Below are 23,963 nucleotides of genomic sequence, written 5' to 3'. Positions count from 1 at the left end.
GCGGCCCCAGATCCTGAGGGGGTGACGGCATCTCATGGGGCTTGTGGCTCCTTTTGCTGTGCTCCCCCTCCAAGACGTCCCAGGGTGTGTACGAGCGCAGCAAGGAGCCGCGATGACCCAGCCCAGTGAGCCGCGTGCCATCCCGAGCCCGCGAGACGGCTCCGCCGAACTACGCGGGACCGTAGTTCCGGTGCCGCCCCGGCTCACCAAGGCGGTCATCCGCAACTTCCGGCTGCTCCGCAGAACCGAGCTCTCCTTCACCGACAAGGTGACGCTGTGCGTCGGCCGCAACAACACGGGAAAGACCTCGCTGGCGAAGCTCTTCGAATTCTTCGTGGCGAGGAAGAAGGCCGCGCTGCGCATCGAGGACTTCTCCGCCGACTGCTACGAGGAGTTCCTCGCCGCCCATCGCCTCTTCGCCTCGGGCGAGGCGGAGCAGGCGCGCGACACCGTTCCGGCAGTCACCCTCACCCTCCACATCTCCTACGACAAGGACTGCGGTCAGTACGGACCCTTGGCCCCCTTCGTGGTGGACCTCGACCCCGACTGCTCCGAGGTGGTGATCAGGTTCGCCTTCGCGTTGGGGGACGGTGCCCTGAAGGAGTTCTTCGGCGGCGTGCCGGTGGGGCCGGATGCCTCGGCTACGCTTGAGCAGCTGGGCAGAGGCATCCCGAAGCACTTCGAGATGTCGGTGATGGCGGTCGACCCGACCGATGAGGCGAACGTCCGACCGGTCGACCTCGCGGACGTGCGCACCCTGGTGAGGGTGGACTTCGTAGAAGCGCAGCGAGGGCTGGACGACGAGAGCGACGGGCATGCCGCACCAATCGGAGCGGTCTTCGAGCAACTGCTGACCGCGGCGGAGAAGAGCCAGAACGCGACGTGGCTGGAGGAGCTCGCCGCGAGCATCGACACGACGCTCGTGGACACCTCCGGCAGTCTCGACAGCAGCCTCCAGAAGGTCCGCGAACGGGTGGCGCCGACGTTGAAGGCTTTCGGCTATCCGGGCCTGGGTAACCAGGAGTTCGTCACGGCAGCCCGGCTGGACTCCAAGAGGCTGCTCAGGAACTTCGCGCGCATTCACTATCCGGGAGTGGCTGGCGTGCGGTTCCCGGAGTCGTACAACGGCCTCGGTACGCGGAACCTGGTGATGATCCTGCTCAGGCTCTTCACCTGCTACCGCGACCACACGGCGACGTCCCCGGAGTCGGGGATCCATCTCGTCTTCCTGGAGGAACCGGAGGCCCATCTGCATCCGCAGATGCAGGAGGCGTTCATCCAGCGACTCACGTACTCCGTCAATCTGTTCCCCCGGATCGACGCGCAGATGAGAGCGACGATGCCCGGGCAAAAGGGAGCGGTCGAGGAGAGCAGCACCGCAATCGACAGTAGCCCCCGGTGGAACGCTCAGTTCGTGGTGACCACCCACTCCGCACACGTGGCCAACCGGGGACACTTCTCCGACATCCGGTACTTCCGGAAGGAGGAGGACACCGTGGAGAGCGGAAGCGAGCCGGGGCCGGCCCGCACCGTCATCAAGGACCTGTCCCAGGTGACCGGCGACGAGAGGTTCCTCCGCAAGTACCTGACCCTCACCCGGGCTGACCTCTACTTCGCGGACAAGGCCATCCTCGTCGAAGGCGCCAGCGAGCGTATCTTCGTCCCGGCTGCGGAGGAGAAGCTGGCGGCGAGGAGGCCCGGAGAGACGCCCCAGCACCAGTACGTGACCTTGATGGAGGTCGGCGGGGCGCATGCTCACAGGTTCTATCCGCTGCTGAAGGTCCTCGGGATCCCCGCCCTGATCATCACGGATCTTGATCCCGTCGACGACAGGGAGCCCAAGATCCGCAAATGCCTGGTGTCCGAATCCGGACGCACGTCCAACCAGTCCATCAGGGCGTGGTCCCCCGAGATGGCCGACATCACGGTGGCCGAGCTGCTGCAGCGGGCCGAGATGGACCCGCCGATCGTCGGCGGCAGCATGTGCCTCGCCTATCAGGTGCCGGAGGAGCCCGGCGGTCCGTGCGGCCGCACTTTCGAGGACGCCTTCGCGTTGGCCAACCGGGCCCTGTTCGGTATCCCCACGGGTGCCGCTCCCGCCGAGGAACTGGAGCAACAGGCCCGTAGCAGCGTGGAGACCAGGCGCAGCAAGGTCGACTTCGCCCTCGACCACGTCCTCGGAGACCACGACTGGCAGGTCCCGAAGTACATCAGGCGCGGCCTCGAGTGGCTCATGGCACAGGACGGGACGGCGACGAAGGCGGACGTCCAGTGACGACCGAGGCGGAAGACGTCACGCACACGATTCTGACGGCTCTCCAGACGGGCCGTCACTTCAAGGTGGAGGCCGGTGCCGGTGCGGGCAAGACCAGCTCACTGATCGAGGCGCTCCAGAGCATCCTGGCTGACCGCCCCCGCTACCTCCCGCGGCCCCACCAGCGCATCGCCTGCGTCACCTACACCAATGTTGCCCGAGACGAGATCATCAGCCGTACCGACCGCAGCCCGTACGTGTTCGCCGAAACTATCCATGGTTTCCTTTGGCAGCTACTCTTCCCTTTCCGCAAGCACCTGTTGCGCCAGATCGTCGAGCTGGACCTCATGCTGTCGAAGATGGAGGGCCACACCTCACTGGACGGCTACACCGTCGAGTACAGCGCCGGCTTCCAGAAAGTGGACCACGACAGCCGTCGCGTGCAGCTGGGTCACAACGATCTGCCCATCCTCGCGAGGGCGTTTTTCGCCCTTCCCAAGTTCCGGGCCCTCGCCGCCGACCGGTTCCCGATCGTCTTCGTGGACGAGTACCAGGACACCCCCGCCGGTCTGGCGGAGGCCATGCTGGGTACGCCGGGCGATGAGGCCGCCGCGCGCGGCCCCCTCTGCGGCTTCTTCGGGGACCATTGGCAGCAGATCTACGACAACGCGTGCGGGGCACTCGAGGACGCCCGCCCGACACCGGTCTTCAGACGGCGCAATCGGCGCTCGCAGCGCGCCGTCGTGAACCTCCTGAACACGATGCGTCCCGAACTGACGCAGACCACGGCGTCAGGAGTTGGCGAGGGCACCGTCGCCGTCTATCACACCAACGAATGGGCCGGGACGAGGCTCACCCACCACCGGAAGGGTCAGCTCGGCTGGGACGCGGCCCACGCGGCCCGGAAATGGGTACTGGACGACGTCCGCGACCGGTTTTGGAGCACCGGGGCATCCGGTCACGATGCCCAGGCGCGGGCGGAGGAGCCCAGCACGAAGATCCTCATGCTCACGCACGAGACGATCGCCGGCGAACTGGGATATCAGAAGCTCCACGGGGCCTTTCGGCGCAACGATTCCTACGTGAGGAAGGAGGACCACGCCATGGCCTTCTTCATGGACACGCTGGAACCGGCCCTGCTCCACTACCGGAACAAGCGCTACGGCGCGATGTTCGACGCACTCGACCCCCGTGGCCGCCCACCCATCAACTCGTCGGCCGACAAGCAGGAATGGATGGCGTTCCTGACGAAACTGGGGGAGGCCCGCAAGACGGGCACGGTCGGCGACGTCCTCGACCTCTGTCTTGAGCAGCAGCTCTTCGACGGCCTGGGGAAGGTGCGCGAGCGTCACCGGAAGGCCGTGTCACCATCCGGCGCCGACCCGCAGGCTGTGAGTGACGACAAGGCCGAAGCCCGGGCGGTGGCGCGGTCGAAGGAGTACCAACAACTGCGCCAGGTGCCGTACGCGGAGTTGCTGGCGTTGAACGAGCACCTCGGCGGCGGCACGCCCTTCGCCACACAACACGGAGTCAAGGGACTGGAGTTCAACCGGGTCCTCGCCGTGGTCAGCAAGGGACACTCCCGATTCCAGATCCCCGAGATGCTGGCTAACTTCTCCCGGCGTGACGAACTGATGGACAAGGAACTGGAGGCGTTTATCAGGGCGCGCAACCTGTTCTACGTGGCATGCTCACGGGCCAGAGAGCATCTGGCCATCCTCTTCACCACGAAACTTGAGCCCGCTGCACTGGACACCCTTCGGGAGTGGGTCGGCGAGTCGCGAATCACGTCGCTGCGGTTCGACGGGGATACGGTGGTGGGTGGCGAATGAGGGACGAGGCAGGCCGGACGGATCCCCGGGCCAACCCCGACAAGGGATGCCCTGGGTTGCTGGTCGCCCGGATGCGATCGCCTCATGACGACCTCGGGCAGCTCCCGGCCGCCCAAGACCACGGAGGAGATGGGCGAAGGTCGGAGCGCCGGTCAATCACCGGATCGCCTCGCAGGCCGTGGTCATCCGCACCGACGCACGGCTCACCGAAACACCGCTCGCCCCCACCAGGACCTCACGCTTCACCCGCATCTGACCCGACTAGCACCGAATTCGCCAACGGTGTCCTTCAAGGGACGCCACCGGCGTACCGTCAGGGTGAGGGCTCCTTCCTCTGGCGTTGCAGGCTGGGGAAACGCCGGATGAGTTCTTGCGCTTCGGCTGCGGCCGGTCCGTCAGACGCCGCAGCACGATGCACGAGGGGGGCGATCTCGCGTTTGCGGTCCTTCTTTCTGAGCTCGGATGCCCAGGCCGTGACAGCGTCCGCGGGCAGCTGGCGCAGCACTTCGTCCACGAGACCGGGAGCGTGCTTGTCGCTGGCGCGGATCCACGCCGAGAGGCTTCCGAACGGATCCGTGGACTTCGAGGAGAGCCCGGCGATGAAGCCGGGGCGATTGGCCTCGGCGAGTTCGGACGCGGTATGCGGATCGTGCGCGGCGATGCTGGTACGAGAAGAAGCAGTTCAAGCTCGCCCTGGGCCGGCTCACCCGGTTGATCACGGGGGCGCTCGACCCGCACCTGGCCCGCGACCCGGGCGACGAATGGGCCCAGGTCGCAGTCGCCCAGCTCACCGGTGTCCGCGCCACCCTCGCTCAACTCGCCAAAGTCTGAGACTTCCCGATGTCACTGACCGTCCGCCGGCGACGCTGTCACGCGGCGTGACTCGCATCGTCGAGCACCTGTGGCGACTCGAACTGGGTGCTTCCCCGGGCTTCTGCGAGAGAACAGGGGAAACCGGCCCTGGGTGCGGTAGCACGGCCCGACAGGCGCAGGTGAGCAGGAAGTGACCATTGAATGATCTGGTCCTGCCAGCGCTCCTTACGAAGACTGGTGTCGATAGCGACTGTTGACACGGTCGGCCGCTCAGAGGCCGACCTCCGGCTTCGTACAAGGAATCCGCATGCGCACCCCGAACACCTCTTCTTTGCCCGCCGACCGCCCGTTGGGCGTGGCAGAGCGCTTCATGTGGCTGATGAGCCGCCGGTTCGATAATCACGCGACGCTGACAGCCAGGGTTCTGGGTACGACGGAGGTGGACCGGTGGCGATCTGCCCTGGACGCCCTGGTGCGCAGGCATCCGCTGCTCACCGCCCGTGTCGAGGATACCCGTACCGGGCCTCACATCCGCTTCGGCGCGCATCGCGCCGTACCACTGCGGGTCCGGGAGTTGTCGCAGAGCAGCTGGCAGGACCAGCTCTCCGTCGAGATGCATACGCCCCTTGACGGCGCTGAAGGCCCGTTGCTCCGGGTGACGCTGCTGCACGGTCCGGACAGCTGCGTCGTCATCCTCGCCGGCCACCACGCTGTGGTCGACGGGCTCTCGTTCGTCCACCTGACACGTGACCTGCTGACCCTGGTCTCCGGGGGCACCCCGTCCGGCACACCGGCGTCCGACCCGGTCGACCCGTTCATACAGGAGGGTGTCATGGCGGCCGCGGCACTCCTGCCCCCGGAGCCGGACATCGTCCCGAGTGATCTGCCCGGCACGTTCCGCGACGGACCCGGGAAGCAGCTCCTGGTGTCCGCCGCCGAGCTGACCGCCGGGGAGACCGCTGCGCTGCGCCGATGGGCACGCGAGGAAAAGACGACGGTCAACGGAGCGGTCGCCGCCGCGGTACTGGCCAGTGGTGCTGCGCTCGTACCGGGTTGGGAGACCAGGACACTCCGTGTGCACACCCCGATCCAGCTCCGGCAGTTCTTGCCGTCGCGGGCCGAGGGAGCCGAGGGGGTCGGCAACATACTCGCCCCGGCCACCACAGGGCAGCCGGGCACGGAGCGGGACCTGGGGACGGCGGCCCGCTCCTTCACCGACGGTCTGGCCCCGTTCCGGGAGACGGCCGCGGTGATGGGCTCGTTCGCGCTGTGGGGGACCGTCCTGGGGCAGGGCATCGGTCCCGCGCAGATGTGCGACATGCTCGCGGCCGTCGCGCCGCACGACGTACTCCTGACCAACCTGGGTGCCCTCGACCTCCCGGTCCGCTACGGCGAGTTGACGCTCGACGCACTGTGGGGGCCGTCGGTGTTCTTCGGCTTCGAGGGCGAACACACTGTCGGCGTGAACACCCTGGACGGCGTACTGCGTCTGCTGCACACCAGTTGGTCGCCTGGGCCCGCTCTCGCCGACGCGGTCCGCGACCGGCTGCTGGAGGCCATCGCCCGATGACCTGCTGGCCGTGAGACGCCGACGGCCGAGAGAAGCAGGGTGCTTCGTCGAGATTCCTCCCGGGCAGAAGGCTATGGTGCCGTGCCCGGCTCGAAGGTCGCCGCCGCGTCCCGGTTGTTGATACGCAGGGCCAGTGCTGTGCCGAGGAGGGCAAGGGCCGCCGCTCCCAGGAAGGCGGTGTGATAGCCGCCGAGGGCGGGGCGGAGGCCGTCGTGGGAGGGGGTTGCGGTGGCGATCAGCGTGGAGGCGAAAGCGATGCCGGCAGCGCCCCCCAGCTGGCGGGAGGAGATGAACAGCGCCGACGCGCGACTGAGGTCGGCGTGCTCGATCTGCGCGACGGTGGCGGCCTGGGTGGCGACCATGACATGCGCCACGAAGTAGCCAGTGGCGAACATCGCCCCTTGCAGCAGCCACAACTGTCCCGGCGTACGGACGAAAGCGGCCGCGACGCAGGACGCGGCTACCCCGGACAGGCCGATCGCAGCCAGCGGGCCGGGGCCGAGACGCTGGTAGAGCCATCGGCTGGCCACCTGTGCCCCGACGACCACGCCCACTGCCTGCGGAAGCGTGGCCAGGCCGCTGGTCCAGGCAGAGCCGCCGAGGCCCTCCTGGACGAGGAGCGCGATCGTGAGCAGGACACCCTGGAGGACCGCGGTGTACAGAAAGACCAGTGAACTGCCGAGCCGGAAGAGGGAGTTGCGGTAGAGGGTGAGGCGCAGTGCCGGCTCGCGCCGGTGCAGCTGATGCACGATCAGGATGCCGACCAGCACCACGCCGGACACCAGGGTGGCGAGGGTCATGGGATCTGTCCAGCCCTGCTGGGGTCCGCGGCCGACGCCGTGGACGAGGGCGGCGAAGCCCGTGGCGGCGAGCAACAGGCCGACCGCGTCGAATGAGCCGGCTTCTTCCTTCGTGGCGGGGCCCCGCAGGAAGAGTCCGCCGTAGAGCACCACAGCCGCGCATACCGGCACGTTGATGAGAAAGATCCACCGCCAGGAGACATGGGTCACGAGTGCGCCGCCGAAAAGGGGGCCGACCGCGGCGGCCACGGACGGTGGTAGGAGCAGGATCCGTGCCAGGCGGGCGCGTTGGTCAGGCGGGAAGGTGCGGTAGAGCAGAGTGGTACCGGTGGGCATCATCATGCCGCCGCCGATCCCCTGCAGGACCCGGGCGAGGGCCAGTTGGGGGAAGTCCTGGGCGACGGCACACAACAGTGAGCCGAGCCCGAACGTGGCGATGGCGAGCAGCATGACGCGCCGCTGGCCGAAGCGGTCGCCGACCCAGCCCGCGGTGGGGATGATGACGGCGAGGGTGACCAGGTAGACGGTGGTGGTGGCGCTGACGGCGGTGGGTGCCACGTCGAGGTCGCGGGCGATGGAAGGCAGGGCGACGTTGACTATCGAGCCGTCCATGACGCTGAGGAACGTCGCGGAGACGAACACGGCGGTCACGACTGTCCGCTGCGTCGTGGCCCGGCGGGCGGCCGCCCGGCCGCCCGGGAGCGGCTCGTTCTCGGGCGGCGGGTCCGGGCGGCGGGTGGGGTGCATGGTGCTCCAGAGTGTCCCGAGGGCGGTTCAGTGACCGGTGTTGTGGGTGGCGGCGAGGTAGCGTCCGCCGTGGTAGAGGAGGGGTGGTTTGCTGCTGCCGTCGGCCAGTTCGAGGACCTCGCCGACGACGATGGTGTGGTCACCGCCGTCGTACTCGCGCCACAGCCGGCAGTGGATCCAGGCGAGTGCACCGTCCAGTGCGGGCGCCCCGTGCTGTCCGGCCTGCCAGCTCACGCCGGCGAACTTGTCACCGCCCGACCGCGCGAAGGCGTTGCTGAGTTCCTGCTGGTCGTGAGCGAGGACGTTGATGCAGAAGTGGCCGGACTCACGGATCCGCGGCCACGTGGTCGAGGAGCGCCCGGGGCTGAGGCTGATCAGTGGCGGATCGAGGGACAGCGACGCGAAGGACTGGCAGGTCATCCCCACGGGCCCGCCGTCGGTCGTGGCGGTCACGATGACGATTCCGGTCCCGAACTGTCCCAGGACTCGGCGCATGGCGATGTCATCAGGTGGGGGCGGTGGAGCGAGGTGTTCCTGCTGAGGGGGGAAGGCACCAGTGGGCATGGTGGTCCCTTTCGGACGAGACGGACGGAGTGACACGAGGGCTGTGCGGTGCTTACGCCTCCGTGGCGGCGGCACGAAGGCGTGCCGCCTGTCCATGGAGCGGTTTGCCGACGGACGCGGAGCTGCTAGGTATGAGGGAGCGGTCAGCGCCGGGCGGCGGCCAGGCGTCCGCCCCATAGGTGGGACTCGTTCCAGCGGACCGGTGACCAGGTGGTGTCGTCGATCTCGACACCCCCGTGGCCGTACTCGATCATCCAGCCGGACGGTGTGGTGACATAGAACGAGACCATCTGGTCGTTGGTGTGCTTGCCCAGGTGGGCGAAGAGTTCGGCCTCGCCTTTCAGACACGCGTCGAGGGTGTGCCCCACCGCGTCGATGCTGTCGACCTGGAGCATCAGGTGGGAGATCTTCGACAGCTCGCCCGGCTGAGGGATGACCGCCATCGAGTGGTGGCGGCGGTTGCAGTGCAGGAAGGCCGCGGTCGAGCCGTTCTCCTCGACGTAGTCGCTGAGCTTGAAGCCGAGGACGTCGGTGTAGAGGCGCTGGTGCTCCTCCCGGTCCGGCACCCATTCGGCCACGTGGCCGAGGCCGAGCGTGCCGGTGACGTAGGTGTGCCCGAGGTGCGAGCGGAAGGGCCGGTCCTGGCGGGTCTGGCCGTAGAAGATCTCGACGGTCATGCCCGCGCTGTCGGTGAAACTGATCAGCCCGGAGACCTGGCGGTCTCTGGTCTCCTTGTCGTCGGCGCGGTGGACGGTGCGGCCGTCGTCGGCCAGCCGCTGGGCGATGACGTCGAGGTCTGCGTGGCCGGCGGCTTCCCAGCCGATGGTGTCGATGCGGTCGCGGGTCCCCTTGCGGACCTCTATCCGCCAGGCGCGCTCGTCGAGCCGCAGCCGCAGGCGCTCCGGGGTCCGCTCGACTACCTGCGCGCCGAGGATGTTCTCCGCGAAGGCGGGCCACTGCTCCAGATCGGTGGCCTCCGCGGAGATGTAGCCGAGGCCGATGACGGACGACATGTTGCCTCCAGAATCAGGGGATGGGGTGGGTCGGTGGTCCGGGACGCGGGGGAGTGGAGGTGTGAGGAAGGAGGGTCGGGAAGCGGTCACGCCGCCGGTCCGGCCTCGACGAGCCGGCTCGCGGGCCGGCGGGTGGACACGCCCGCCCGCCGCGCGGTCGCTTGACTGATCACACCGTCGCGGAAGAACTCCAGGAAGACCTGGTTGAACAGCTCGGGCTGGTCGGTTTGACCCTGGTGGCCGGTGTTCTCCGGGTAGAAGAACTGGATGTCGGGCAGCGCGTCTTCCAGCAGGTAGGCGCCGGCGACGTGCAGTGAGACGTCTTCCTTGCCGTGCAGGTAGATCGCCGGGATGGTGAGCTGGTCCAGCCGGTCCTTGGTGCGCAGCCGGGCCCTCTCGTCGGGATTGCTGCCGCCGGAGTGCGGGGCCCGCCAGCGGGCGAAGAACTCCTGGTTCCTGCCGTCGTGACGGATCGCGGCGGCGGTGCGCATCGCGACCAGTTCGTCGGTGACGGTCTCTGGCGACAGGACGACACCTTCCAGGATCGCTCGCATTGTCTCCGGACGGCCGTCCCATGGCCTGGGCTTGGGACGGTCTTCCGGCGAGCGGGGGTCGGCGGCCGTCATGTCCTCGCGGGGCACGATGTCGCCGAGCCCGCCGGCGATCAGTGCGAGGCTGTCAACCCGTTCGGGGTGCGCGAGCGCGTAGTTGGCGGAGTTGGTACAGCCCAGCGAGTTCCCGCCGAGGTGGAAGGTGTCCAAGGCGAGCGCGTTGGCGAAGTCGTGCACGAAGTCGACGGAGCCGCCCTGGCCGTGGGCGTAGGCGCCGTACGGGTCCTCGGTGTGGCCGAAGGTCGGCTGGTCGGGGGCGAAGACCCGGAAACCCTGGGAGCCCAGGAAGGGTGCCATGAGGCGGAAGCCCGCGGTGCCGGAGGAACCGGGCAGGCCGCCGTGCAGCAGGATCACGTTGGGGCCGTGCTCGCCGGAGGTCACGTAGTGGACCTTTGCGCCGGTGCTGAGACGGACCGAGCGGCTGAGGAGTCCGGGGACGAGGGGGTCCTGGTCGGTGGTCATGGGTTCTCCTGGATCGTGATGTCTCTTGGCTGTGCTTCCGGCCGTTCGCGCGTGCTGCGGCGGAGGTGGCCGGGAAGGACCAGGCAGGACGGGGACGGGTTCAGGCGAGGAAGTCCAGCAGGAGCTTCACGAAGACCTCGGGGAGGTCGCCCTTCACGTCGTGGGCGGCGGCGGGCAGCAGCACCGTGCGGCCGCGCGGCGGCAGTTCGTACCAATGTTTGAAGACGCCGGGCGGGACCATGCGGTCCTCCGCGCCGAACACGCTGAGCACCGGTACGTCGATCTCCCGCATACGGGCGGCGAGTTCGGGGTCGTCCTCACCGGCCGGGGCGAGACTCATCATGAACTCCATGACACGCGGATCAAAGACGCGGGTCCGCCGCTTGCCGGGTTGGTGGTTGAAGTCGGCTGGTCCTGGCAGCCCTTCGAAGGGTGGTCCGCCGGCGCGGAAGGCGGCCGGCGACTCCAGCACGATGTGTGACGTGGCGATCAACCCGCTGAAGTAGGCCCATAGGACCACGGGAGCGCCGATGGAGGTGCCCATCAGACGGACTGGGCCGGGGCGGGGGTGCAGTGCGGCGACCGTCTCGGCGACGGTCTGCCCCATGTCCCGCAGGTCGCGGGTGCGGGTGTTGGGCTCTGTTCCCCAACCGGGCATCTCGATCTGGAGGACGCGGTAGTGGCGCGCCAATTCGAAGGTGGCTTCTTCGGCCGGGTTGATGCCGTCGCCGCCGTGGACGAGAACGAGAGGTTCGCCCTGGCCCGCGGTCAGGGTGTGGATGTGGAAGTCGCCTACGGTGACGGTCTCCGGGGAGAAGGCGATCGCGCCGGAGTTGTTGGTTGCAGCCATGGTTCCGGGGTCTCTCTGTGCGGTCGGCCGGGCCTGGGGTTCACGCTCCGATGTGCTTGATCCGCGGGAGGACCTTCGCCGCGAACAGACGCATCTGGTCGGCCGTCTCCTCGTACGTGAACTGACCGAAGTTGAAGCTGAGGTCGAGTACGCCGACGCCGGTGGTCTCGTGGAAGGCCGTGATCTGTTCGACCAGCGTGTCCGGGTCGCCCTGGAACTGGAGCAGCCCGAAGGCGAAGCCGGCGTCCCGGGCATTGGTCGGCAGCCACTCCTCGTCACCGGTGTGCGAACCGTCAAAGCGCCGGGCGAGGTCCTGGGCGTGGCGCTCGTCCTGACCGACGACGCAGAAGGCCCGGAAGAGCATCTGGTCGGCACGCGGTGTCCAGCCGTGTTTGGCGCACTCCTGGCGGTACAGCTCCATCAGCTCGGCCACGCGCAGCGGGCCGAAGTACGAGCAGGCCGCGCCGAAGCCGTGCTCGGCGGCGAAGACGGCGGAGTCGGGACTGTTGGCCGAGCCGAACAGCGGTGGGTGCGGCAGCTGTGTGGGTCCGGGCCAGACAGAGACGATCGGGAAGTCGAAGTACTCGCCCTTCCAGGCGAAGGGCCTGGGCTCGGTCAGCGCCTTCTTGATCAGCAGCATCGCCTCACGGGTGCGGCCGGTGGTCTCCTCTTCGGGGACGTTGTAGAAGGGGAACTCGTTCGGGGTGCCGCGCAGGGGCATCGCCGTGAGTCGCCCACCGGAGAACTGGTCGATCATCGCGAACTCCTCGGCCAGCCGGACCGGATTGTTCAAGGAGGCCAGCGGCCCGAACAGTCCGATACCGGCCCGCTTCACCACCTGGGTGAGGGCTGCGGCCGTCACTGCGGGGTTGGGGTTGGTCATCGTCCCGGTGTAGTGGTGCTCGGAGACAGAGACGAAGTCGAAGCCGAGTTCGTCGCTCAGGGCGGCGAGCCGGAGGGCCTCGTCGATGGATCGCAGGCCGACCGTGGGATCCCAGGCCTCTCTCTCCAGATAGTTCTCGGCGAGGGCCCGGCGCATGACCGCGGGATCGGCGTACGAGTTCATACAGGTGACGGATACCTTCACGTTCGACCTCCACGTTGAGATGCCAACACGGTGACGCTAACACATCACTGACAAGAATTGATATATCAGTGTCGAAATTGTGTAACCTCAGCGACCTGCGGGCCGCTTAAGATGGACCCATGCCTCACACGACCGCCACGACGTTGCTCCTCGGGGACGACGGGGCCGACGCCGCGCCTTCTCTCGCCGATCAGGCCTACAACTGCCTGCGGCGACGGATCATCACGTGTGAGCTGCGGCCGGGAACGACGGTGGCCGCACGCACGCTCCAGCAGGATCTGGGTCTCGGTGCCTCCCCGGTCCGCGACGCGTTGGTTCGCCTGACTGCCGAAGGCCTGGTCATCACCCTCCCCCGGTCCGGCTACCGCATCATGCCCGTGACGCTGGCCTCCATGGAGGAGCTCTTCGACGCCTGGCGGCTCATCGAGCCCATGATTGCCCGGCGTGCCGCGGAACGGATCAGCCCCGGTGAGCTGCAGCGACTGCGCGTCTTGGTCGAGTCGAGCGCCGTGGAGGACGGCGGCGCCGCAGACATCGCGTTGGCCGGACTGGAGAACGCCCAGGCCCAGTGGGAGATCATCTCCCGTGCCGCCCGCAACGAACACCTGTGGCACATGTACTGCCGGCTCGGAGCCCAGCAGGTCCGGCTCTGGTACCTCATGGGGATGCACGAGAAGTCCCTGCGCCTCCCCATCGCCAGGGGCGACTCGCTCGCCCTTTACCGCGCACTGGAACAGCGGGCGGCGGACCAGGCCGAGAAGCTGGTACTGGACTTCATCGACCGCTCCCGCCAGGTGATTCTGCGGGCGGCGACCCGCCTGCCGAGCCTGATGGCGGCCGAGATCACGGCGTCCTGACCGGTCAGGTCAGTGAGCCATGACCAGGGCGCCTTCTTCCGACTGCTGCTGCCGTACCACGTCGGCGTCGATGAAGAGCGCTGCGACGATCGCCGAGAGCGTCAAGATTCCCGCACCCCACATCAGTGCTCTGCCGTACCCCTCGATCAGCCCGTGGAACACGATGGCCTGGCTGTGAGGTTCGGCGTGCGTGTGCAGAAAACCTGCGGTCGCGGACGCCGCGATGGTGTTGAGCAGGGCGGTACCGACTGCGCCACCGATCTGCTGCGAGGTGTTGACCATGGCCGATGCCGCTCCGGCGTCCTCGGGCAGCACCCCCTGCGTGGCCACGTTCATCGCCGGGGAGAACGCAGTCCCCAGGCCGAGGCCCATCACGAACTGTCCGGGCAGGATGACAGCCGCATACGACGTGTCGAGGTCGACGGAGGAGAGGAGGAGGAGGCCGGCCGCGGCGGTCAGGAACCCGCCGGCCATCAGAAGCCTCGGCCGGACGCTGGTCATCAGGCGCCCACCGATCTGCGTGTTGCCGAGGACCATGCCGACGATGATCGGCACGAAGGCCAGACCCGCGGAGACGGGGGAGTATCCACGTACGACCTGCAGGTAGTAGGTGAGGAAAAGGAAGACCGCGAAGACTCCGGCCAGGGACATGCCGAGCGAGAGGTACGCTCCGCCCCGATTGCGGTCCAGGGGCACGCGCAGCGGTAGCAGCGGGTGTCGGATCTTCTTCTGAAGGATGACGAACGCCGCGAGCAGCACCACGGCCGCGCCGAAGGATCCCAGCGTCACCGGGCTCTGCCAGCCGCTGGTCTCCGCACTGGTGAAGCCGTAGACCAGGAACCCGATGCCCAGGACGGACAGAAGCGCACCGGGCACGTCAAGTGGGGTGCGATTGCGCTGACTTGGAATCTCCCGGATGACCAGGACGGCGCCGGCCACGGCGACGGCGGCGAAGGGGATGTTCACGAAGAACGTCCAGCGCCAGTTGAGATACTGGGTGAGGACACCGCCGAGGATGAGGCCGACGGCGCCGCCACCGCCAGCGATGGCGCCGAATATCCCGAAGGCTTTCGCCCGCTCGCGCGGGTCGGTGAATGTGACCGACAACAGTCCCAGGGCGGCGGGTGCCAGAAGTGCGCCGAACAGGCCTTGCAGGGCACGCGCGCTCAGGAGCATGGCCTCGTTCGTGGCCGCTCCACCGAGCGCGGACGCCAGGGCGAAGCCCACCAGGCCGATGTGAAACGTCCTGCGCAGACCCCAGATCGAGGAGATCCGGCCACCCAGCAGAAGGAGCCCCCCGAAAGCAAGCGCATAGGCCGTGATGACCCACTGGCGGTTGCTGTCGCTGAGGCCGAGATCGTTCTGGGCGGAAGGCAGGGCGATATTGACGATGGTGGCATCCAGGACGACCATCAGCTGGGCCATGGCGATGAAGAACAACGCCTTCCAGCGAGAGGCGTGTATCGCCGCTTCGACTCGGTTCGCGAGGGAGGCGGTCATGAGCTGCTCCAGACGTGCAGAGTGAGTGGCCGAGTGGTCGGGGCGGCGGACGGGTGCCGCAACGAGGATCGGCGGAGCTGTCCGCCGCCCCAGGGACGCGATCAGCTGCGGAAGAAGCGGTCCAGCCGGGCCGAGTACCAGACCGGGTTGTCCTCGCCCAGAGTGTGTCCGCTGTCGGGCGCGATGTCCTGCTCGAACTGGAAGTCCTCGGCCACCCGCCGGACGCTCGCGGCGGTCTGAGCAGGAGGGATGCCGTGATCGCCGTTCACGGTCAGCACCGGCATCGGGAGCTTCTTACCGCCCAGGAGCGCGCGGGACTCCTGTACGTCCTTGAGTAGCGTGCCGTAGTGCTGGAAGCCCCCGCGCATGGCCCCCGGCGCCTTGTAGGCGGCCAGTAGTTCCTGGGTCCAGGACTTGTCCTCGCTGACCGACATCAGGTCCCAGAGCGGGAGGAGGTACTCGGCCTCCTTGCCCTCGGTCAGCATGGTGGCCAGATCGACCTGCATATGAAGGGCGAAGTGCGAGTAGCCGCCGTTCGCCGGGTCCATGTGGTCTTCGAGCCCGTAACCGGGGATCAGTGCCTCGTTCAGGACGACCTTCTTCACCAGCTCGGGCTGGGAGGCGGCAAGGGCGAAGGCGACCATCATTCCGATGTCCTGGCCGACGAGGTTGATCTCGGCCAGACCGAGCTGCTCCACCAGCTGGCGGATGTCCTCGGCGACATTGGTCTTCGTGTACCCGCTGTCGGGCTTCTCCGAGTCACCGGAACCCCGCAGGTCCGGGGCGATGACGCGGTAGCCGGCCTCGGCCAGCAGTTTCATGGTGCTGCGGTACTCCAGCCAGGTGAAGGGCCAGCCATGGAGCAGGACGACCGGATCACCGCTGCCTCCGGCCACGTAGTGCAGCCGGATCCCGTTGACCTCGGCGTAGTGGTGGGCGAATCCCGGCAGGCCCCGCACCGCCTGGCCGTCGACAGCAGGTTCGTGAGTATGCGGCTGGTTGGTCACGGTCCACCTCTTCGAAGCGGGGCATCCGGTTGCCTCACCGGGCGCCACCGTCAAATGATTATTGCTTAGGCAAGAACCAGTATGCGACAGGTTTCTTGCCTAAGCAAATAAAGTGGGATCGTGTGCTCCGTAGACGGCGTGGCTGGCAGCTTCGTGCGCCGGTCCTGTCGGCTCTGCGGCCGGACGGGGCCCATCCGGTGAGCGCTTCCCTTCGCACGGGCGCTCACCCCGACCCGCTTTGCGGCACCCTCCGCCTACGGACTGCCGCACCTTCAGTCGATACGGATCACATGCTTGCCCCTGCTGCCACCACTTTCCATCGCACGGTGGGCTTTGGCGATGTCGGCAAGCGGATACACGTCGTGGATGACGGGCCGCAGCAGGCCGTCCTGGACACAGCGGGCGAGATCGGTGAAGAGGTGCTGGTCCGGGTTCCCGCTGAAGAACTGGATGGGGCGGCGCCCGCCGACCCTGGAGCCCAGGATGTAGGCAAGGGACTGGACGATTCGCCGTGGGTCGACGGTGATGGAGATCATCCGGCCGCGTGGTGCGAGGAGCCCACGGTAGCGGCTCAGTTCTGTGCCCACCGTGTCGAGAACAACGTCGAACGGCCCGAGGCCCTCCGCGTCTGTCGCCCGGTGATCAAAGGCTGCGTGAGCGCCGAGGTCGCTGACCAGGTCCAGGTTGTGGGCGCCGGCGAGAGCCGTGACGTGCGCGCCGTAGGCATTCCCGAGCTGGATGGCGGCACTGCCGACCCCTCCGCCGGCGCCTCGTACCAGAAGGCGCTCACCCGGCTCAAGGCGCGCCTTGTCCCGCAGGGCGGTGATCGCGGTGGTACCCACGGTCGGCAGTGCCGCGGCCTGGACGAGGTCCAGTCCCTCGGGTGCGAGCGAGAGCTTCCGGACAGGCACCGCCACGTACTCGGCGACGCTCCCCGAGGCGCCGCGCGGCAGCAGCCCCCACACGTGGTCCCCTACGCCGAGGCCGGAGACGGCCCGGCCGAAGTCGGCCACCTCGCCGGTGAAGTCGATCCCGGTGCCCCGAGGGAAGGGGCCCCGGGTCGTCAGACGCAGTTTGCCCGACCTGGTCATGAGGTCCGCACCGTTGACGCCGGCGGCACGAACCCGGACCAGCACTTCGTCCGGCCCGATCGTGGGTGTCGGCACCGTCGCTTGGTACAGGACCTCAGGCCCCCCGTACGCGTCGTACAGAGCAGTGCGCATTTCAGTCATCTCGCCTCGTTCCGGAACGTTCCCACTCATGCGATGTCGAGGACGGCTTTGCCGTGCAGCCTGCGCTCCAGCAAGGCGCTCACGGCCTCGGCTGCTTTGTCCCAGCCGCCACGCCACGAGATCTGAGGGTCGAGCACCCCGGCAGCCACCTGATTTGCCAGCCAGGTGAAGTCCGGAGCCAGGCCGGGGCAGTCCGCCAGGAAGAAGGTCGCGATGGTGCGGTTGTGCCTGCCGCCGTCCCCGTTGAAGGCGTGCAGTGGAAAGCTCTCCGGCTGCCTGGCCGAGTGGCCGACCGCAATCAGCGTGCCGTCCGCCGACAGCTTCTCGAACGACTCGACGAGCTGTGGTCCACCTACGACGTCGACGACACCGTTTACCGGAAGGGTGAGCTCGCGGGGTCCGGTGACCACTTCGTGTGCTCCCAGCGCGCGCAGTCCTGCGCCGTGGGTCGCCGGGTCCGAGGTGGACGCCAGGACGTATGCGCCACCCAGCCGGGCAAGTTGCACGGCATAGCGCCCCACCCCGCCGGTGGCGCCCGTGACCAGGATGCGCTTGCCGAGCAGCGGACCGATGCGGTGCAGAGCCCGGAGGGCGCTGCCGGCGGCGACGGGGATCGTGCTGATCGCCCCCAGGTCGCTGTCCGGAGGGGCAGTGCCCAGCCGGGCCGAGTCCACGGCCCGAAGCTCGGCCCAAGCGCCGTTCGCTCCCACGCTGACCACGGGCGTTCCCTTTGCAGGCCCGCTGCCGTCGGCCGCCGCGCGTACGACGACACCGGCGGCGTCCCAGCCCGGCACCGTCCCATTCGGCGCGTAGGCGATCGCGTCCTTGACCTCCCCGAAGTTCAGCGAGGTGGCCCTCACCTTGATGAGCGCCTCGTGAGGGGCGGGGACGGGGTCCTCCGTCTCCCCGAGGCGGAGGCCGGAGGATTCGGCATGGTCGACCAGTAGGGCACGCATGGATGGATCCCTTCTCGAATGACAACGAGAAGAGTTTGCCACTGAGTGGCGAAAAACTTCAAGTGGCGTTCGCCTCCCTAGTAGGATGGCCGGCATGACCTCACCCTCTCCAGCCACGGGAACGCAGCAGCCGACCTCACTGCGCGAGCGGAAGAAGCGGCGGACTCGGCAGGGGCTGATCGACACAGCCCTGGAGCAGTTCACTCAGAACGGCTTCGACGACGTCACCCTGGACACGCTGTGCGATCTGGTAGAGGTGTCGAAGCGAACGTTCTTCCGGAACTTCTCCAGCAAGGAAGACGTCGCGATGGCTCCCTTCAGGGACTTCTGGGAACGCTTCCTCCAGGAACTGGACGCCATCGACGTGACCGGTCAGCCACTCGTGGAGCTCCTGCGTGACGCGGTGCTGGCCGCGTTGCGGGACCTGGGTGACGCCGAGTGGGCCCGCCGCGTCCTGCTCGGTTACCGGCTGAGCGAGCAGAACGCGGCGGTCAGTGCGCACAACCTGCAGTTCTGCTCGGACACCACTGAGCAGGCGCTAGAGATCCTGCACCGTAGGCTCACATTGGGAGACGCGGACGATCCCCGTCCCCGGCTCGCCGGAGACATGACGATCGCCGCCTTCCACTACGCGCTGGCGGGCTGGGAGACCGAGATGCGGGCGGCGGAGGACGGCAGCACGGTGGCGGCCCCGGACCACGAGAGGCTGTCCGACCGCTTCCGGGCGGCGGTCGCGGCACTCCCCGGCAGCCTTACGGTCGAAGCCCGCATCAAGTCGTCGGCTCCTGCGTAGCAAACCGGCCGAACGCCGAGGTCAGAAACTATTCTGACCTCGGCGTGTTTGCGTGCTCCTCGCGCGCGGCGTCCTGGGGGAGTGTCAGATGCCGTTGACCGTCCGCGGGGCGATGAGGAATTTCACCCGGACCTCGTCCCTCCCTCCGAACCACGGATAGGGGCCGCCGAGGTACTTCTGGGCCAACTGTTCGATGTGGTCGGCGGCGCCCTTGTGCGTGATGTCCACGACCTCGCCGCGTACCTGGAAGTATCGGGACGGCTCGTCGGGTGCGGACACGGTGACGGCTACGCGCGGGTCGCGGCGAATGTTGCGTGTCTTCACGTGGCTCTCCACGCTGTTGATGACGATGTGCTTGCCGTCGGTGTCCACCCAGGTCTGGGTGAGCTGCGGCGAGCCGTCCGGCATCGACGTGGCGAGATAGCAGGTGCTCGGGCGGCGCAGGAGCGCTGCGACTTCATCGGGAAGGTGCACGGATGCTCTCTTGTCTGTGGGGTGGCGCGGTCTGGTGTGCGGACTCCGCCTTGCACACCGCGGGCCGTGCGAGGCACGCCCTACACGGTGCGGGCCTGCCGGGGTGAGGGTGGGCGGTCTGCTCAGCCGGCCGGCCGGGCCCGGTCCCACGCGGCGTAGTAGGTGAGGGTGTCTTCCAGGATTCCGGGATGGCGGGGGCTCCATCCGAGCAGCTTCTGTGCCTTCTCGCTGGTGACGAGTTCGTCGCGGTCCGCGCAGCTCTCCAGCATGCCCCCGCTCTGGGCGCTCTGGAAGGTGATGTCCCCGGTGTACCCGGCAACACGGAGGCAGGCCTGCTGGACGCTGAGGAGCTTGGGCTGGTGCTCGTCGCCGAACATGAAGATGTTGCCGTCGGCCACCTCTGGCCGCTCAAGAATGGCCACGTACGCGGCGGCGAGGTCGTCGACGTGGACCCAGGAATACCGTTTGGTGACGTCACCGTAGAAGGCCGAGTGGCCGTTCCTGGCGTCGGTGAACCACTGGGCACTCTTCGAACTGCGGGCGCTGCCCCCGTAGATGAACGACGGCCGCACGATCGTGTGAGGCATGCCACTGGCAGCCAGGTCCTGCTCCGCCTGGGCCCGGACGTACAGAGGGTTGTCCGGAGCGGGTGGGGTCGTCTCGTCCCACACCTCACGGGTGGTGGTCAGAAACGTGATGCCCGTGGTGAAGACCAGGTGGCGACTACGGCCGGTGTGCTGTTCTGCCTCACGCAGCGTCTGGAAGAGCTTACGGTCGCTGCCGAGGGGGTCGTCCATATCGAGGGCGGCGCAGACGACCGCGTCGGCCTCTTCCAGGGCGGTGCGGTAGCTGTCCGGGTCGGACAGCCGTCCCTCGACGGGGTGGATCTCCTCGACGACGAGCTCCTGGGCCCGCGTGCCAGCGGCGTCGCGAGTCAGGCCGAGCACGGTGTGTCCTTCCTGTCGGAGGGCTCGGGCCACGTGGAAGCCAGCGTAGCCGGTGGCGCCGAGAACCAAGACCTTCATGAGACTCCTTGCTGAGCGGTGGGGGAAAGGAATCCAACGTCGACCAACATAACTTGCCTAAGCAAGTTTATGGCAAGCTGGAGTCATGGGAGACGCCGAGGCGAACGAGCAGGTGTTGTCGGCGGAGGGATCTGCGGAGGAGTGGTCTGGCGCGAGCTGCGGCGCCCGGTGCACGCCCTTGTGCGCCGCCCGGAGGAGGAGACGCCTCAGAAGGCGACCCTCACGCTCACGGAGTTCCCTGTTGACGGCGTCTTGAGCAAGGCGCCCGGTCATCGCAACGGTGCCGATGGACGCGGCGATGTCGCTGTCCTCACCGGCCGCGGACTGACGGAGCCGAGACAGTCCCGCCCGGGACACCTCGTCGCCACGGCCCCGCGAACCGCTGCAGTCCGCGGCTGGGGGACTCGACACGACCCGCCACTGTGGCCACGGCCGGTCCCCGGCGAGAGCTCCGTATGGGTGGGCGCTCTGCATGCCGGGTGAAATTGTCGATGCCGTGCTTGGGGCCCGTGCAGCGGAAATCGAGCAGAGGACTGGACGAGAGGCCGTCTGGGTCCCGACACGGGGCGAAGGCATCCCTCACGGCCGCGGCCGCCATGCTTCGCGAAACGGCGTCCTCCGGCCCTTCCGGATCCGTGTACGCAGCCCCTTCCGACGGGCTGCTGTCTCGTACCAGGCGGTTCTCGACGGTACAGCTGCGGACATCCGCGGGCTCTGTGCGCCAGTCGTGGAAGAACCCGGTGTAGGTACGCCGGTTGGCCGAATCACGCATGGCTGCGGGCCGTGCCTGAAGTCCGAGGAGGCTGAAGACGCGGGAGCGTTCTCCCGGATCCATGCGAGAGCCGCCTCGACCAGGGGATCGCGGAGAGCGTCCGCGAGTAGTTTGGGCGGTAGTGAAGCGTCATGAAACCGGCCACGCCACCGGCGCACCGGTGGTGTTCCGCCGGTTCGAAACCCGCCCCGCTCACTCTTCTCCGTCATCGCGACTCTGCCGTCGGCCTGCTGGTCGTACAGGAGAGCGAGGCGGTGTACATAGGCCGGTGAATCATGGACGCCGACCACTACCAGAACACGGCCAGTCCCGCCTCCGTCCTCGCGTCCAGTACGTACACGCAGAAGTGGAGGACCGCGACACGACTGGCGGTCAGTATCGTCTTCGTGGCGGACAGGAGCGGATGGGAACCCGCTTGATGGGCTGGATCGGCACGTATCGACCTGAACTTGCTCATGCAAGGACATGGCAAACTGGTGGGTATGAAGAAGGCCACAGAAGCGGGGGACCAGGTTCTGCCACCGCACGAAGCGGAGATCTGGCGCGAGCTGGGGCGTCTGGTCCATGCGCTGCCTCGTCTGCTGGAGGAGGACATGCTGCAGGCGACCTGCGTCACGCTGACCGAGTTCTCTGTTCTGAGCGTTCTCAGTGAGGCACCGGGACGCAGGCTGCGTATGACGGAGATAGCGACGCGGACGGGGCTGACTCCCAGCCGGATCACCCGGCTCGTCTCCGCACTGACGGCCAAGTCGCTGGTGGCCAAGGAGCGGGACACCTCCGACGGGCGCGGCAATGTCACCGCCCTCACCGACGAGGGTCTGGCGGAACTGGAGAGTGCCTGGCCAACGCACCGGGCCAGCGCGCGTCGGCACTTCCTCGATCATCTGCCCGAAGGCTCCGCTCCAACGCTGGCAGCCGCTCTGCGGTCCGTGACGGCCTCGCTCATCCCCGACCGTTCCCGCTCGGCCGACTAGGCTGTCTTCTTCTGATCGTTGGTTGATGCCGCGTCGAGCAGGGCTTACACGCTGCTGCCTTGGCGCAGCACACGTGACAGCCCGAGAGCGGCCGTGCGTACGGCCGGGGCCAGCGTGGCGGGGTGGAAACGGGCCCGGGGTACAGCCACGGACAGGGCGGCCACCGCTGTCGGTCCGTCAAAGACGGGCGAGGCGATGCAGCTCACGCCGAGGGCCGCTTCCTGCTCCTCGTAGGCGAGCCCGGAGACCTGGATCTTCTCCAGGGCGGTACGCAGCCGCGCCGGATCGGTGACTGTGTACGGGGTCAGCCGGGGCAGCTGCTGTGCCAGCACCTCGTGCGTCAGGTCGGCTCCGGAGAACGCCAGCAGGGCCTTGCCGACGCCCGTGCAGGTCAGAGGGAGCCGGCCGCCGATCCGCGAGGGCAGCGAAAGCGCCTGGTGGCCGTGGATGCGCTCGACGTAGACCACCTCATGGCCCTCCCGAACTCCGAGGTGCACGGTCTCGTGCGTCGCCTCGAAGAGATCCTGCAGGAAGGGCAGGGCCGTCTCGCGCAGATCGTGACGACGCGGCACCAGCGAACCCAGTTCGAAGAGCTTGCCCCCGAGCCGGTAGACGTCGGCCTCACGCTCCAGCAGCTCCAGCCGCACGAGATCCGCGCACAGCCGGAACGCGGTCGTCTTGGACAGACCCGTCCGCGCGGTGATTTCTGTCAGACGGAACGCGCCGCCGTCCGGGCGATAGCAGTCGAGCACGGCCGCGGCCTTATCGAGCATGTTCCCCAGAGTGTTGTTCCGTGTCATGGAACATATTTTGCCTCGGTTCGGACCGTCCTCCTATACCTGTCATGCGACGGCGTGCCGATCGCCGCCACCTCTCACCGCCCTCGTCCTCTGCCCGGAGGTAAGTCCCATGGCTGTCCTGCACCGCTGTGCCATCGCGTCCGGAGAACCGGTATGAGCGTCCATGAGCCCTCCAGAGCCGTGAGCGAGGTGGCCGCTGTCCTGGCGGAGGCCGCCCGCACAGGAGTGCCCTGCTCTCCGGTGCGTCGGCTCCTGCCCGAGCAGGACGTAGAGGCCGCGTACGCGGTACAGCGGCTGTACGTGGAACGGGGGGTGGCCGCGGGACGGCGGCTGGTGGGCCGAAAGATCGGGCTGACCTCGCCCGCCGTCCAGCGGCAGCTCGGCGTCGACCAGCCGGACTTCGGTGCTCTGTTCGCCGACATGGCGGTACCGGAGGGGCAGCCGATCGCCTCCGGTCGGCTGCTGCAGCCGAAGGTGGAGGCGGAGGTGGCCCTGGTGCTCGGCGCGGATGTGCCGCATGCGGCACCGACGGTCGCAGACCTGCTGCGCGCCACGGAGTTCGCGCTGCCCGCGCTGGAGATCGTCGACAGCCGCATCGCCGGATGGGACATCACCATCGTCGACACCGTCGCGGACAACGCCTCCTGCGGTCTCTTCGTCCTCGGCGGCGTCCCCGTACCGCTGGACCGCGTAGACCTGCGGACCGTCGCGATGACCCTCACCAAGAACGGCGAGACCGTGTCACACGGGACGGGCGCCGACTGCCTGGGCAGTCCGCTCACCGCTGCCCTCTGGCTCGCTTCGACGCTGGCCGGGCTGGGGGACCCCTTGCAGGCCGGCGACATCATCCTGACCGGAGCGCTGGGTCCCATGGCGGCGGCCGCCGCGGGGGACGAGTTCACCGCGCACATCGAAGGACTCGGCACGGTCGGTGCCACGTTCGCTCCCTCTGCCGCGAAAGGAATCTGAG

General features: G+C 67.9%; 22 protein-coding genes. 7 read left to right on the top strand and 15 right to left on the bottom strand.

Translation table 11 applies throughout. The features are described from left to right. The first annotated feature begins 112 nt into the window (after positions 1-112). Together ACIP79_RS03290 and ACIP79_RS03285 are read left to right on the top strand one after the other, a co-directional pair. On the top strand, positions 113-2,275 hold the full coding sequence (locus ACIP79_RS03290) for an ATP-dependent nuclease (RefSeq protein WP_401218596.1): 2,163 nt from the start codon (positions 113-115) through the stop codon (positions 2,273-2,275). After that, the gene (locus ACIP79_RS03285) at positions 2,227-4,086 is read left to right on the top strand and encodes a UvrD-helicase domain-containing protein (RefSeq protein ID WP_401218593.1); all 1,860 of its coding nucleotides are present in this window, start codon (positions 2,227-2,229) and stop codon (positions 4,084-4,086) included. The genes ACIP79_RS03290 and ACIP79_RS03285 overlap by 49 nt, the downstream gene beginning before the upstream one ends. A gap of 313 nt (positions 4,087-4,399) precedes the next feature. On the opposite strand, the gene ACIP79_RS03280 is transcribed toward ACIP79_RS03285, so the two are convergent. Continuing rightward, positions 4,400-4,600: a hypothetical protein gene (locus ACIP79_RS03280; RefSeq protein WP_401218590.1), complete on the bottom strand. Its 201-nt coding sequence runs from the start codon at positions 4,598-4,600 to the stop codon at positions 4,400-4,402. Between the two features lie 606 nt (positions 4,601-5,206). Here ACIP79_RS03280 and ACIP79_RS03275 point away from each other — a divergent pair. Beyond that, positions 5,207-6,469: a condensation domain-containing protein gene (locus ACIP79_RS03275; RefSeq protein WP_401218588.1), complete on the top strand. Its 1,263-nt coding sequence runs from the start codon at positions 5,207-5,209 to the stop codon at positions 6,467-6,469. Between the two features lie 71 nt (positions 6,470-6,540). Here the strand turns inward: ACIP79_RS03275 and ACIP79_RS03270 are convergent, their stop codons facing one another. The 6 genes from ACIP79_RS03270 to ACIP79_RS03245 form a co-directional block, all read right to left on the bottom strand. Continuing rightward, a complete protein-coding gene (locus ACIP79_RS03270; RefSeq protein ID WP_401218586.1) occupies positions 6,541-8,016 on the bottom strand; it encodes a DHA2 family efflux MFS transporter permease subunit in 1,476 nt (491 codons plus the stop codon). 27 nt (positions 8,017-8,043) lie between these two features. Beyond that, on the bottom strand, positions 8,044-8,511 hold the full coding sequence (locus ACIP79_RS03265; protein WP_401218583.1) for a flavin reductase family protein: 468 nt from the start codon (positions 8,509-8,511) through the stop codon (positions 8,044-8,046). Positions 8,512-8,723: 212 nt separating this feature from the next. Next, positions 8,724-9,593 carry a VOC family protein gene (locus ACIP79_RS03260; protein WP_401218580.1) on the bottom strand — a complete coding sequence of 290 codons (870 nt, stop codon included), beginning with the start codon at positions 9,591-9,593 and terminating at the stop codon, positions 8,724-8,726. Positions 9,594-9,679: 86 nt separating this feature from the next. Next, the gene (locus ACIP79_RS03255; protein WP_401218578.1) at positions 9,680-10,666 is read right to left on the bottom strand and encodes an alpha/beta fold hydrolase; all 987 of its coding nucleotides are present in this window, start codon (positions 10,664-10,666) and stop codon (positions 9,680-9,682) included. 100 nt (positions 10,667-10,766) lie between these two features. Further along, a complete protein-coding gene (locus ACIP79_RS03250) occupies positions 10,767-11,516 on the bottom strand; it encodes an alpha/beta fold hydrolase (RefSeq protein WP_401218576.1) in 750 nt (249 codons plus the stop codon). Positions 11,517-11,556: 40 nt separating this feature from the next. Next, entirely contained in the window at positions 11,557-12,603 is a 1,047-nt protein-coding gene (locus ACIP79_RS03245) for an LLM class flavin-dependent oxidoreductase (RefSeq protein ID WP_401218573.1), read from the bottom strand. 119 nt (positions 12,604-12,722) lie between these two features. Between ACIP79_RS03245 and ACIP79_RS03240 the strand changes: the two genes are divergently transcribed. Further along, positions 12,723-13,460, top strand: coding sequence for a GntR family transcriptional regulator (locus ACIP79_RS03240; RefSeq protein WP_401218570.1), 738 nt, complete (start codon positions 12,723-12,725; stop codon positions 13,458-13,460). 9 nt (positions 13,461-13,469) lie between these two features. Here ACIP79_RS03240 and ACIP79_RS03235 read toward each other — a convergent pair whose 3' ends face one another. The 4 genes from ACIP79_RS03235 to ACIP79_RS03220 all read right to left on the bottom strand — a co-directional run bounded on the left by ACIP79_RS03235 (position 13,470) and on the right by ACIP79_RS03220 (position 18,155). Beyond that, the gene (locus ACIP79_RS03235) at positions 13,470-14,960 is read right to left on the bottom strand and encodes an MFS transporter (RefSeq protein ID WP_401218568.1); all 1,491 of its coding nucleotides are present in this window, start codon (positions 14,958-14,960) and stop codon (positions 13,470-13,472) included. 101 nt (positions 14,961-15,061) lie between these two features. Continuing rightward, positions 15,062-15,967, bottom strand: coding sequence for an alpha/beta fold hydrolase (locus tag ACIP79_RS03230; protein WP_401218565.1), 906 nt, complete (start codon positions 15,965-15,967; stop codon positions 15,062-15,064). A 272-nt stretch (positions 15,968-16,239) separates the two neighbouring features. Continuing rightward, positions 16,240-17,190, bottom strand: coding sequence for an NAD(P)-dependent alcohol dehydrogenase (locus tag ACIP79_RS03225; protein WP_401218562.1), 951 nt, complete (start codon positions 17,188-17,190; stop codon positions 16,240-16,242). A gap of 35 nt (positions 17,191-17,225) precedes the next feature. Beyond that, complete coding sequence (locus tag ACIP79_RS03220; protein WP_401218559.1) at positions 17,226-18,155, bottom strand: zinc-binding dehydrogenase; 930 nt, start codon at positions 18,153-18,155, stop codon at positions 17,226-17,228. Between the two features lie 94 nt (positions 18,156-18,249). Between ACIP79_RS03220 and ACIP79_RS03215 the strand changes: the two genes are divergently transcribed. Further along, complete coding sequence (locus tag ACIP79_RS03215) at positions 18,250-18,948, top strand: TetR/AcrR family transcriptional regulator (RefSeq protein ID WP_401218556.1); 699 nt, start codon at positions 18,250-18,252, stop codon at positions 18,946-18,948. Positions 18,949-19,032: 84 nt separating this feature from the next. Here the strand turns inward: ACIP79_RS03215 and ACIP79_RS03210 are convergent, their stop codons facing one another. The 3 genes from ACIP79_RS03210 to ACIP79_RS03200 form a co-directional block, all read right to left on the bottom strand. Then, entirely contained in the window at positions 19,033-19,422 is a 390-nt protein-coding gene (locus ACIP79_RS03210) for a PPOX class F420-dependent oxidoreductase (protein WP_401218554.1), read from the bottom strand. A 122-nt stretch (positions 19,423-19,544) separates the two neighbouring features. Then, positions 19,545-20,447, bottom strand: coding sequence for an NAD-dependent epimerase/dehydratase family protein (locus ACIP79_RS03205; RefSeq protein ID WP_401218551.1), 903 nt, complete (start codon positions 20,445-20,447; stop codon positions 19,545-19,547). A 1,061-nt stretch (positions 20,448-21,508) separates the two neighbouring features. Further along, entirely contained in the window at positions 21,509-21,676 is a 168-nt protein-coding gene (locus tag ACIP79_RS03200; protein ID WP_401218549.1) for a hypothetical protein, read from the bottom strand. Positions 21,677-21,701: 25 nt separating this feature from the next. Here ACIP79_RS03200 and ACIP79_RS03195 point away from each other — a divergent pair, with 25 nt between their 5' ends. After that, entirely contained in the window at positions 21,702-22,193 is a 492-nt protein-coding gene (locus ACIP79_RS03195; protein ID WP_401218545.1) for a MarR family winged helix-turn-helix transcriptional regulator, read from the top strand. Between the two features lie 44 nt (positions 22,194-22,237). Here the strand turns inward: ACIP79_RS03195 and ACIP79_RS03190 are convergent, their stop codons facing one another. Next, a complete protein-coding gene (locus tag ACIP79_RS03190) occupies positions 22,238-22,966 on the bottom strand; it encodes an IclR family transcriptional regulator (RefSeq protein WP_401219229.1) in 729 nt (242 codons plus the stop codon). 180 nt (positions 22,967-23,146) lie between these two features. On the opposite strand from ACIP79_RS03190, the gene mhpD reads away from it, so the two are divergent. After that, positions 23,147-23,962, top strand: a complete 816-nt coding sequence (gene mhpD, locus ACIP79_RS03185) for a 2-keto-4-pentenoate hydratase (RefSeq protein WP_401218542.1) — start codon at positions 23,147-23,149, stop codon at positions 23,960-23,962. Position 23,963: the final 1 nt, after the last annotated feature.

Source organism: Streptomyces sp. NPDC088747 (genome assembly GCF_044751025.1).
In the GTDB taxonomy this organism is placed as follows: domain Bacteria; phylum Actinomycetota; class Actinomycetes; order Streptomycetales; family Streptomycetaceae; genus Streptomyces.
Note: the sequence above shows the minus strand (reverse complement) of the source record. Positions and strands in the feature narration are given on the sequence as shown.

What these genes read in the sequence shown, in the direction of transcription:
- ACIP79_RS03290 (WP_401218596.1), top strand. Translation starts at nt 113, where the DNA reads ATGACCCAGCCCAGTGAGCCGCGTGCCATCCCGAGCCCGCGAGACGGC.
- ACIP79_RS03275 (WP_401218588.1), top strand. Translation starts at nt 5,207, where the DNA reads ATGCGCACCCCGAACACCTCTTCTTTGCCCGCCGACCGCCCGTTGGGC.
- ACIP79_RS03270 (WP_401218586.1), bottom strand. Translation starts at nt 8,016, where the DNA reads ATGCACCCCACCCGCCGCCCGGACCCGCCGCCCGAGAACGAGCCGCTC.
- ACIP79_RS03265 (WP_401218583.1), bottom strand. Translation starts at nt 8,511, where the DNA reads ATGCGCCGAGTCCTGGGACAGTTCGGGACCGGAATCGTCATCGTGACC.
- ACIP79_RS03260 (WP_401218580.1), bottom strand. Translation starts at nt 9,593, where the DNA reads ATGTCGTCCGTCATCGGCCTCGGCTACATCTCCGCGGAGGCCACCGAT.
- ACIP79_RS03255 (WP_401218578.1), bottom strand. Translation starts at nt 10,666, where the DNA reads ATGACCACCGACCAGGACCCCCTCGTCCCCGGACTCCTCAGCCGCTCG.
- ACIP79_RS03250 (WP_401218576.1), bottom strand. Translation starts at nt 11,516, where the DNA reads ATGGCTGCAACCAACAACTCCGGCGCGATCGCCTTCTCCCCGGAGACC.
- ACIP79_RS03240 (WP_401218570.1), top strand. Translation starts at nt 12,723, where the DNA reads ATGCCTCACACGACCGCCACGACGTTGCTCCTCGGGGACGACGGGGCC.
- ACIP79_RS03235 (WP_401218568.1), bottom strand. Translation starts at nt 14,960, where the DNA reads ATGACCGCCTCCCTCGCGAACCGAGTCGAAGCGGCGATACACGCCTCT.
- ACIP79_RS03225 (WP_401218562.1), bottom strand. Translation starts at nt 17,190, where the DNA reads ATGCGCACTGCTCTGTACGACGCGTACGGGGGGCCTGAGGTCCTGTAC.
- ACIP79_RS03220 (WP_401218559.1), bottom strand. Translation starts at nt 18,155, where the DNA reads ATGCGTGCCCTACTGGTCGACCATGCCGAATCCTCCGGCCTCCGCCTC.
- ACIP79_RS03215 (WP_401218556.1), top strand. Translation starts at nt 18,250, where the DNA reads ATGACCTCACCCTCTCCAGCCACGGGAACGCAGCAGCCGACCTCACTG.
- ACIP79_RS03205 (WP_401218551.1), bottom strand. Translation starts at nt 20,447, where the DNA reads ATGAAGGTCTTGGTTCTCGGCGCCACCGGCTACGCTGGCTTCCACGTG.
- ACIP79_RS03200 (WP_401218549.1), bottom strand. Translation starts at nt 21,676, where the DNA reads ATGAGCAAGTTCAGGTCGATACGTGCCGATCCAGCCCATCAAGCGGGT.
- ACIP79_RS03195 (WP_401218545.1), top strand. Translation starts at nt 21,702, where the DNA reads ATGAAGAAGGCCACAGAAGCGGGGGACCAGGTTCTGCCACCGCACGAA.
- ACIP79_RS03190 (WP_401219229.1), bottom strand. Translation starts at nt 22,966, where the DNA reads ATGCTCGATAAGGCCGCGGCCGTGCTCGACTGCTATCGCCCGGACGGC.
- mhpD (WP_401218542.1), top strand. Translation starts at nt 23,147, where the DNA reads ATGAGCGTCCATGAGCCCTCCAGAGCCGTGAGCGAGGTGGCCGCTGTC.